Raw genomic sequence first — 9844 nt, forward strand, 5'->3', positions numbered from 1 at the left:
TAAATTAATTTAACTCGTAAGCACTCATTAATGTGGTTGTATCACTACTTAGCATCTCTTGATATAAAGCGCTGCTTTTTGTGTCAGTAGAAACAAAACCATTGATGTCATTATACAAATCAGTTTCAGCTGCATCATCATCCGTATTTGAACCATACTCACCAACAGTCACTAAATCTATATTTTCAATCATTAGGTATTGCACTGCATCTACCATGCTTGCATCACTACTGACTAAACTAAATTCAGCACGCGTTAATGTTGGGCCTGAATAATCAAAAAGGCTACTTTCTAATACAACTGGTTGTTCATTGGCTTGAGAATAAATAGATTGATACGTAATATTATCAGTGGTTGAGCCACTAACTTCTGTTAAACGAATATGTACGCGTTGATAATCGAAATCATCACTGTTATAAGTTGAATTTGTATCGATACAAAAGTCAGCTGCAACATCACAATTACTAGAAACAAAGACATCATCAAGCTCATCTACTGAAGAAAACTCTTTTAGAGTTAAATATGTCTCATTTTCGCCTAAGTAATTAAAACTTGTAAATAACCAATCATTGTCACTTAATGAACCTGAAAAGTAACTATTCCAGACATCAACGTCAGCACTGTCATAAGCAAGGGTTAATTGATCTTGAGTAGTGTAGATAGGTTGCCAAAAATAGCTTTCATCGTCATGAATAACAATCACACCACTATCACTGTCTAAATCAACACTATCAATAGTCGATAAATCAACATCTGTTAATCCATTTTCATTAAGCCCTGCTGATGAATCACTACTTGTTTCATAGAGTTTAACTGAATCAACAAATGCCCAGTAGTTCAGGTTTGTGTATTCTGATGCATCGGAGTCATAAGAATTAAACGCAGTAATTAAAACATCATGAGATGCAGGATAAGGCGAGTCTACAGGTATACCAGTAGATATTGTTTTGCCGTTAATTGAGTCTTGATCGTAACTACTTTGATAGTAAACAGTATTTTCACTTTCTTCTTGTACATTAACTAACGCAGTACCTGATGCAACTTCTCGATAATCATCCCCCGTATAACAAGTCTCTTCGCCTTGTTCTGTGGCAATATTCAGTACTAAGTCACTCAATAAAGATTTTTGAACACTGAACATGTAACTACCAGTATCTCCACCACGAGGATCACTGATTTCTTCTAAAGTAACATAACCTTCATCGGGTACATCATCGCTGTCGATAGTCAGTAATCCATCACTAATTTCATCAGCAGGAATAGTCTCTTCAATCGTTCCGTCTGCATTGTGATAAATAATATTAAAGTCTGACTCTGCAATATAAGCGGTAATAACTTCACCATCATTTAATTCTGAATCAGCGTAGATAACACATTTGCTATTAAGTGTTGATTCAGATACTGATTTTAATTGCACCACTTGCCAATTGTATTTATCTGAACTCGCAGTGCTTGAGCCACCTGAACCACAACCTGCTACTAAAGCAGAAATAACCAGAGAAGCGATAATAGATTTTTTCATTGTTTAGATCCTTTAAATAAAATTACTGTTTTACATAATGACTACAGATAAATTGCTTGAACTCTCAATTAAGAAAATATTGTTGCGATACTTTTTTTGTCAATTTATTGTTATTTAGTGCCATTTTCATGACATTTAAATTAAAACTGGCAACATATATGTCGTTCTTAATGATTTACATGAACTTAAGTATAAAAATGCAATATAAATGCCAACAAATAGGTAGGAAATAAAAAAGTGTAAAAAGGAAAGTTTGAAATATAAAGGTAGGATAAAGATCTTGCCAACGGATAGTTGTAAAGTAGCATCACTGGAAGTGATTAAATGGTTGGAATTAACTTGTGAGATAAACTTATCTCATCGATAACCGCTACTTATGTTCCATTTTTCTGCTGAATATTTTACTACTCGTAATGCTAAACAATTGCTAATAAAAATGCACCAACAGTTAAGGCACCTTTTAAATATTGACCTGCAGAATAACTATCATCTTCATCAGCTTTTTCTTTAATTACATCAGGATGGTCCATTCCTAGCACGCCATGAGTAAAAGACTCCACTTTTTCAGTAACACCTTTTTCACTAGGGGTCGCTGCCTCAGCTTCAGTTTTACTAGCAAGTAAAGCTCTCCCCTCATCGGAAATAACAACTTGTTTATTTTCAGAGGTTGAAGCCAACACACTTGCTTTCTCATTATCGGGTTGACTCGGTACACTTTGAGGTTGAGTCATTTTGATATTAGTATTGTAACTATTTATTCCAACGCCTGTCATAAACTATCCTATTAATTTAATATCCATATTAAGTAATCGGCAATAAAATAAAAAACTAAAGTATTTATTTGCCTAACCATCGATAAAATACCTAAATAAGAATAGAACAAAATCAATATGGATCAAATAATAAATGAATTAAATCGACAGGAAGCTGTCAGCGGTAAATATTTTAATAGATTATCACCTTATCAATAAAATGATTTAGCCTACTTAATAGGCTTGCATTCAAGCCATCAGTAAACTCATTATTTTAATAATATAAGAGTTAAAAATCACAACTACATTCACAAATGAAATTATTCACTGAAATCAGCATAAATTAACATAACCGCTCACTCTTAAAATGCTTTACTAACAAGCGGCTGTAAATATAAACATCACCCTTTTAATCTAGTTTTACCGCTAAATATTCAATACTATTATCCGATGATTGAGGTAAAAAATAGATATTTTGGTACTTAAAATATTGCTCACCATTAATTACAACGAGTTGAGCTCCTTCAGGCAATGATGAATAACGCTGTCCTAGCTCAAAATCATCATTTTCTTGGATTTCATAGGTTGTTTCATCATTGACCGGTTCGTCCACTACTTGGTAATAAGCCCCATTAGCAATATAGTATATTCCGTGGAAAAAATAATAGTGAATTCCATGAATAAAAACATCTTCAAAACCATGCGGTAAATAACGAATTTTAAGACCGACAGGAGGATGTACAACAGTATAACCATTATTAATGTGACGATAATATAAACCGCTACTAAAAATAAAAGACAAACCACCAAAGCGCAGTCTTAGACCATTTTTTGGTGATTTATGCAGTCTTAACCCTGACTTATAAGCAGCACGTTTTCGGTAACGTTTATCTCTTTTAGCCTTTAAATGTTTAGCGGCAATTAATCTTTTCGCTTTTTGTTTGTTTCGGACAGCGGCATTTGGTGGTAATACTGATGTTTTGATTGTTGAACGCTTCTTATTAATCTTACGTTTATGTTCAATACCATTATGAATGTTGGTTTGTGAATTTTTATGGCGGATTATTTTTTTATTACGTTGTCTATTTTCTTTATTACGAACCGCTCTATTTTTGGGTAAGACAGAACCATTCTCTTGATAGATAATGGGTTTACGTTTTACTCGCTCCGCTTTAGACCCAATGTTTTTTTGAGCATTTGGTCTTTTGTGATGTTTATGATTATCTCTATTTTCAGCTGAGCCTATACTAGGAAAGACAGCCAAGCTTAGAATAACGGGTAACAAAAACGTCAATTTCATTGGTTTTCCTCTTAAAACTAACTTAATTTAAAATCGATACGACTCCAACGCGGTCAATGAGCAATAAAGCTATTTCTTACTTAGCATTCATTCAATGGTTTCTGACTCACCAATATAGACCGTATTGCTTTACCCTTTTGATTCAAAAAAATGATAAGAAAACAAGTTAGTTACTCATATGAATATACCGCTACGACAACGATAAATGAACTTTAGTTGCAAATATCACCTGATGCATGAGTTAGCCGCCCCCTCTAAGCTCATTAAATAAACCATGAATTACCAAGTTTAACCCTCGCTATATATTGACCAATGTACAAATCATCTCGCTCAATAAAAACAGATCAATAAAGATAAACGTCTTCTGCAGGATAAGAATACCTATCAATAATTGGAATATTTTTTGACATCGAATAAACCATAAAAAGCTCAACAACTTATTCTAAAGTTTGATAGAGTAATTAAAGTGTTAAAAGGATTAACATCTACTTATAGTAATTAACAAAAGACTTATAAGCATTAACATCAACTTGTAAATAGGGATATCTGATTTAAAAACAAGATACAAAAGTGCGGTGAATTATATTGCAGCCACCCTAGGCACAAGTAAATTGTAAATAAAAATCAAGGAGAAAGTATGAAGTTAGTAAAGAAAATCTCATTAGTTGTTGCTTCCATTTCAGCACTCGGTGCCTTTTCAAGCGCAAGTGCAGATCAACTAGATGATGTAATCAGCCGTGGCACATTAAACTGTGGCGTAGTGCTTGATTTCCCACCAATGGGTTACACAGACAAAGATAACAAACCTGCCGGTTTTGATGTTGACTACTGTAACGATTTAGCTGCTGTTTTAGGCGTAAAATCAAACGTAATCAATCTAACTTGGGGTGACCGAATCCCTTCATTAATTTCAGCTAAAACAGACGTCGTTATAGGGTCAACGTCAGACTCATTAGCACGTGCCAAATCGGTTGGTTTTACTTACCCGTACTTTGTTTTTAAGTTTCAAGTAATATCGAAAAAAGGTGTCGAAATGTCATCTTTTGAAGATCTGAAAAATGTCAAAGTTGGCGCAGCATTAGGCACGACCTATGAAACTGAATATTTCAACTATGCAGATTCGCAAGGCTGGGGAAGAGATAACTATACTTCATTCAAATCAGAAAATGATGCATTCCTAGGACTATACCAAGGTAAAGTTGATGCGCTTATTTCTACTAACACCAATATCGCAACTAAACTGACTTCTGGTCAATTTGATGATTTTGTTGCAGGTCCTTATGTACCAAATTACGATGATGTTGTGGGTATTATTGCTAAAAGAAATGAATTAGCATGGATTAAGTACTTAAACCTTTTCTTAGTTCACCAAGTGCGTGATGGTCGTTTAAACGAGTTACATGTTAAGCATTTTGGTACGCCAGTATCTGCTGATATGGTTAAAGCATTAATAGAAAATAAATAGTTATTTTTGCTTGTGTTAACTAAAAGTAAATCATCCTCTAGTTCTGCTGGAGGATATCAATGCAAAAATCCCAGGGTTAATCAACAACCCCCTCCGTTATGAACCATCTAAACAAAAAAATAGAAAGCAACACTAAAAGATCACATTTATTGTTGTTATCGAGTTATAAATATCATTTTATTTAAGTTAGTCACTTAGGTTGGTTGAGTTAAATGAATAAAGTCAGTTAATAAGAATACTCAGTAAAGGAAATAATTTATAGCGCATTGTATTAGCAATTAAAAATATATCATGAAAATTAATGATGCCCGAGGATAACAATCCTAAAATTAACAACATAAAGCAGCATCAAATTTAAAAGATATAACTCAAAGCCAAATGAAAATGCTTATAAAAGAGGATATATGGATAATTATGAATTTCACTGGAATGTAGTATTTGATGCATTCCCACAACTATTAACAGGCGCATTTACTACCGTCCATGTGTCTGTTTTGTCTATGCTAGTAGGGATAATCATTGCCGTATTATTAGCATTAGGAAAGATGTCAGAAACCAAAGTTTTTTACCATATTGCCAATATTTGGATAGAAATCGCCAGAAACACCCCTGCTCTCTTTCTTATCTACATGGCTTATTTTGGTTTAGGTGCCTATGGCATACATCTTAGCCCGTACGTCTCAGTTTTTTCTGCGTTGGTATTTATCAATGCAGGTTATTTAGCAGAAACATTTAGGGGTGGATTTCAATCCATTCCTAAAACCCAATATAGTGCAGCAAAATCGTTAGGTATGAATAGTGTTAAAGTCTACCGCTATATTATTTTACCGCAAATGTTCCGTAGAATTTATCATCCAATGACTAACCAATTTGTTTGGTCAATATTAATGAGTTCGCTTGGAATACTCGTTGGTATGAATGAATTGTCAGGTGAAACACAGCGATTACAATCCACCTCATTCAGAACATTAGAATTCTTTATGGTAGCGGCTGTTATGTATTACGTGATCACTAAATTGGTATTACTCGCTGCTGATTTAATTGCTAAAAAAGTATTTAAAGGGGAGATATCATAATGAACTTATTTACTCCTTTATCGTGGAATGACACAGGGTTTATTTTAACGGGCATTTTAAATACCGTTTATATCTCTGTTATCGCTATTGTCGTCGGTAGTTTACTCGGACTTTTAATAGGATTTATCAGAGCTGAATCCAATAAAACAGTGAATGTTTGCTTAGGTGCTATTTTAGATATTTTACGCTCTGTGCCACTGATTATTCAGCTTATATTATTTAGCACCTTTATTGGTGTGATGGGGTTTCCACTGCCTCCTTTTGTTACTGGCTCAATTATACTATCGCTCTATACGATGGCATTTATGAGTGAAGTCTTCAGAAGTGGATTTAACAGTGTTCCAACACCGATGATAAAAGCAGCTAGATCATTGGGTATGAATTACCTGCAAACGGTCAGATACATAAGAATACCCATTGGCATGAGAGCCGTCTTTCCATCTTGGATTGGTGTCGCCTTAAGTGTCATTAAAGACTCTGCACTTGTATCGGTTATTGGTTATATGGAATTACTAAGAACAGCAGAACAATTGATATCAAGAACGCAACAACCGCTTATGATTCTGATAGGTGTAGGGTTGTTTTACTTTATGATTTCTTACCCGTTGTCGCGTTACGGTAAATATATAGAAAGGAAAATGGAAATATGATTGAAATAAAAGGTGTTCATAAATCTTTCGGTGATTTAGAAGTATTAAAAGGCATTGATTTAACGGTAAACCGCGGTGAAGTAGTGAGTATTATTGGTGCGAGTGGCAGCGGTAAATCGACCCTTTTATATTGTATTAATGCGATAGAAAGCATCAATAAAGGTAACATTATTGTTGATGGGATTGATGTACATGATAAAAAAACAGATATTAATGCATTAAGACAAAACCTAGGGATGGTATTTCAGCAATGGAACTCTTTCCCTCACTTAACCGTGTTAGAAAATGCAGCATTAGCTCCGCAAGTTGTAAAAGGTTTCAGTAAAGAAAAAGCCGAAGCGATTGCCACAAAAGAACTGACTCACGTTGGTCTAGGCGATAAGTTACACGAGTACCCCACTAAGATGTCTGGCGGACAACAACAACGTTTGGCTATTGCAAGAGCATTAGCAATGGAGCCACCTTACATGTTGTTTGATGAGGTCACCTCTGCACTCGATCCTGAATTAGTGGGTGAAGTGTTAGATACGTTAAGGCTGTTACGTGATGATGGGATGACCATGATTTGTGTTACCCATGAAATCGCTTTTGCAAAAGAAGTCTCAGACAAAGTAGCATTCTTCCATGAGGGTTTAATTGAAGAGATAGGTACACCTCAAGAAGTGTTAGATAATCCTCAAAAAGAGAGAACACAACAGTTCTTGAGTAAAGTGCTTTAATGAAAGTTTAGTATTGGCCTATGTCAGTACTAAACTTCACTGCTTAAGCTATTGAGTAAAACAATAATAGTCGTAGCATTAAATTAAAAGAGAACGTGAAAACGTTCTCTTTTAAAATCCATAAGAGACTGTAATAAAAACTGTATATTATGCTTTGTAAACCCGTCATGAAATAGCTTCAAGTAAACCCAATAAACCGAATACCTAAACAGTAAAATTGACTTATTTTCATTCTGTTCTCATATACTAAGAAGCAATGATATAAATCCCCTCTTTAAATGAAATAACCTTGAAATAAACAGTTTAAAGCCTCAAACTTACTACCTCTATTTTTTTAGTCATTCAGCTTAATCATACTCAATATCTCTAATGGCAACGTCAAAAAGATTAAAGATAATTATTCAAAATTGAAATAGGAAATGAATGTCACATCATATTGAAGATTTACTGTCTCAGTGGAACCAATTCCCGAATGATAAATGGGTACTAGCCGTTATCACTAACATTCAAGGCTCTTCGTATCGTAAAACGGGTGCAATGATGTTATTTCATTCCTTAGGTAAAAGTATCGGACTCGTGAGTGGTGGCTGCTTAGAAGGTGATTTGTTACGCCATGCTCAGCGCGCCCTTCAGCAGGATCAAGCCATTAATATTACTTATGATGCTAGTGATGAATCAGATGCAAGTTATCAATTGGGTTGTGGTGGCATTGTCGATCTATTGTTAATTCCCGTGACTGCTGAAAATAACTACCTGCATTTACAGACACTAATGGAAGGATTAACGTCAACCAATTGCGAATACCACTTACCTCTAGTTAAAACAGGTACTCCAGCGGCTTCTATCTCAGCAAACGTCATGCCAATTACCAATAAAAGGGATTATGATTTCAGTAAAAGCGCATACTGTGAATCTGACGACACTTCTGATGTAGCAGTACTCCAGATCCCTTGTCGAACACGGTTTCATATTGCTATTTTTGGTGGCGGTTTAGATGCGCAACCTTTGGCAAAGATGGCTATACAATTAGGCTGGAAAGTCACCTTATTTGATGAGCGTTCAAGTTATGCACATCAACATCATTTCCCTGATACCCATATCATTAAACAACCCATTTCCACATTAGAAACAAAGCACTTGTTAGATATTGATGGTGTAGTGGTGATGCAACATAATTTAAGTTTAGATGCATTAGCTGTAAAATTGATTAGTCAAAGTAACCCCGCTTATATTGCATTGCTTGGACCTCGTCATCGTCGTGACCAAGTTTTTAGTAAAGCGAGTATTACTTTGAATGACTTTAACGGTTTCTTTTCAGCCCCTGCTGGGTTCAACATAGGCGGTGAGCTACCTGAATCTATTGCATTAAGTATATTAGCTGAATGCCATGCCATTTTTCATCATCGAACCGATTTAATAAACTAACGAGATGGTGACTCTTTGCTTTTTAAACGAAGAGTATCTATAAGAAAGTAATCTGGAGCCTTGTGAATAACAATCTTATTGAGTCGAAAAAATTAGCGTCTCTGTCTAATGCTATCGAACAAAAGACATTAACCTTAGTATTATTAGCGGCAGGTAAAAGTAGTCGATTTAACGGCATTAAATTAGCCCAGCCAATAACTAACTTAAATACCGAGAATGTATTAGTTGAGCAACCTTTATTGCTTCATAGTTTAGATAAATTAAACTATCTAGCAGGCTATTTAACGTCACGTAATATAATAAGTAATGTTGTTGTCATATTAGGAAATCACCACGATACATTAAGTAAATTATTACCAAGTTCTACTGCTTATATGATCAACGAAAAAAGTGCCGATGGTTTATCGACATCAGTTAAACTGGGTGTAGAAGCCGCCCTTTCTGCTAATGCTGATGGCTTATTATTAACACTGGCTGATCATATTGGTGTGACTTACCAAGACTATATAAATCTGGCTGACCTCTGGATAACGCAACAAAGCAATGTGGGTGCATCATACCAAAATCAATTAGGGGTTCCTGCTATCTTCAACAGTGAACAATTTGAGGCTTTAACCTATCTCAAAGGTGATCAGGGAGCTAAACCTGTTCTACAACAATTAGCGAATACAGATCGATTAACCTGTTTAGATTTGCCTAATGCAATAATTGACATAGATACGCAAGATGACCTTCTACAATGGCAGCAACAACTAAAAAACCAATTTAAATAACCTATTCTGAGATTATTAAAAAATTTATAACAAAGATAAAATTAAGGACGAGCCAAAAACAAAACACAAAAAAGCCCGAATAAATCGTAATGCCGTTCACTTAAGGTGAACGGCATATTTGCTTTTAGCTACTGGATATCTATTTTTAGATGATTTTAAACA

General features: G+C 34.8%; 9 protein-coding genes. 6 read left to right on the top strand and 3 right to left on the bottom strand.

The genetic code is table 11. The features are described 5' to 3' along the window. Positions 1–4: 4 nt before the first annotated feature. The 3 genes from Q0794_RS10775 to Q0794_RS10785 all read right to left on the bottom strand — a co-directional run bounded on the left by Q0794_RS10775 (position 5) and on the right by Q0794_RS10785 (position 3574). A complete protein-coding gene (locus Q0794_RS10775) occupies positions 5–1522 on the bottom strand; it encodes a hypothetical protein (RefSeq protein ID WP_298941769.1) in 1518 nt (505 codons plus the stop codon). Between the two features lie 416 nt (positions 1523–1938). Beyond that, positions 1939–2295, bottom strand: coding sequence for a hypothetical protein (locus Q0794_RS10780; RefSeq protein ID WP_298941771.1), 357 nt, complete (start codon positions 2293–2295; stop codon positions 1939–1941). Between the two features lie 388 nt (positions 2296–2683). Further along, on the bottom strand, positions 2684–3574 hold the full coding sequence (locus tag Q0794_RS10785; protein WP_298941773.1) for a DUF6515 family protein: 891 nt from the start codon (positions 3572–3574) through the stop codon (positions 2684–2686). Positions 3575–4211: 637 nt separating this feature from the next. Between Q0794_RS10785 and Q0794_RS10790 the strand changes: the two genes are divergently transcribed. The 6 genes from Q0794_RS10790 to Q0794_RS10815 all read left to right on the top strand — a co-directional run bounded on the left by Q0794_RS10790 (position 4212) and on the right by Q0794_RS10815 (position 9682). Further along, the gene (locus Q0794_RS10790; RefSeq protein ID WP_298941774.1) at positions 4212–5039 is read left to right on the top strand and encodes a transporter substrate-binding domain-containing protein; all 828 of its coding nucleotides are present in this window, start codon (positions 4212–4214) and stop codon (positions 5037–5039) included. A 404-nt stretch (positions 5040–5443) separates the two neighbouring features. Next, a complete protein-coding gene (locus Q0794_RS10795) occupies positions 5444–6115 on the top strand; it encodes an amino acid ABC transporter permease (protein WP_298941776.1) in 672 nt (223 codons plus the stop codon). Beyond that, complete coding sequence (locus Q0794_RS10800; RefSeq protein ID WP_298941777.1) at positions 6115–6765, top strand: amino acid ABC transporter permease; 651 nt, start codon at positions 6115–6117, stop codon at positions 6763–6765. The genes Q0794_RS10795 and Q0794_RS10800 overlap by 1 nt, the downstream gene beginning before the upstream one ends. Next, positions 6762–7484 carry an amino acid ABC transporter ATP-binding protein gene (locus Q0794_RS10805; RefSeq protein WP_298941779.1) on the top strand — a complete coding sequence of 241 codons (723 nt, stop codon included), beginning with the start codon at positions 6762–6764 and terminating at the stop codon, positions 7482–7484. The genes Q0794_RS10800 and Q0794_RS10805 overlap by 4 nt, the downstream gene beginning before the upstream one ends. A 423-nt stretch (positions 7485–7907) precedes the next feature. Further along, positions 7908–8909: an XdhC/CoxI family protein gene (locus tag Q0794_RS10810; RefSeq protein WP_298941781.1), complete on the top strand. Its 1002-nt coding sequence runs from the start codon at positions 7908–7910 to the stop codon at positions 8907–8909. 62 nt (positions 8910–8971) lie between these two features. After that, complete coding sequence (locus tag Q0794_RS10815) at positions 8972–9682, top strand: nucleotidyltransferase family protein (RefSeq protein ID WP_298941783.1); 711 nt, start codon at positions 8972–8974, stop codon at positions 9680–9682. The last annotated feature ends 162 nt before the right edge of the window (positions 9683–9844 follow it).

Origin of the sequence: uncultured Psychromonas sp. (assembly GCF_947489755.1) — a bacterium.
In the GTDB taxonomy this organism is placed as follows: Bacteria; Pseudomonadota; Gammaproteobacteria; order Enterobacterales; family Psychromonadaceae; genus Psychromonas.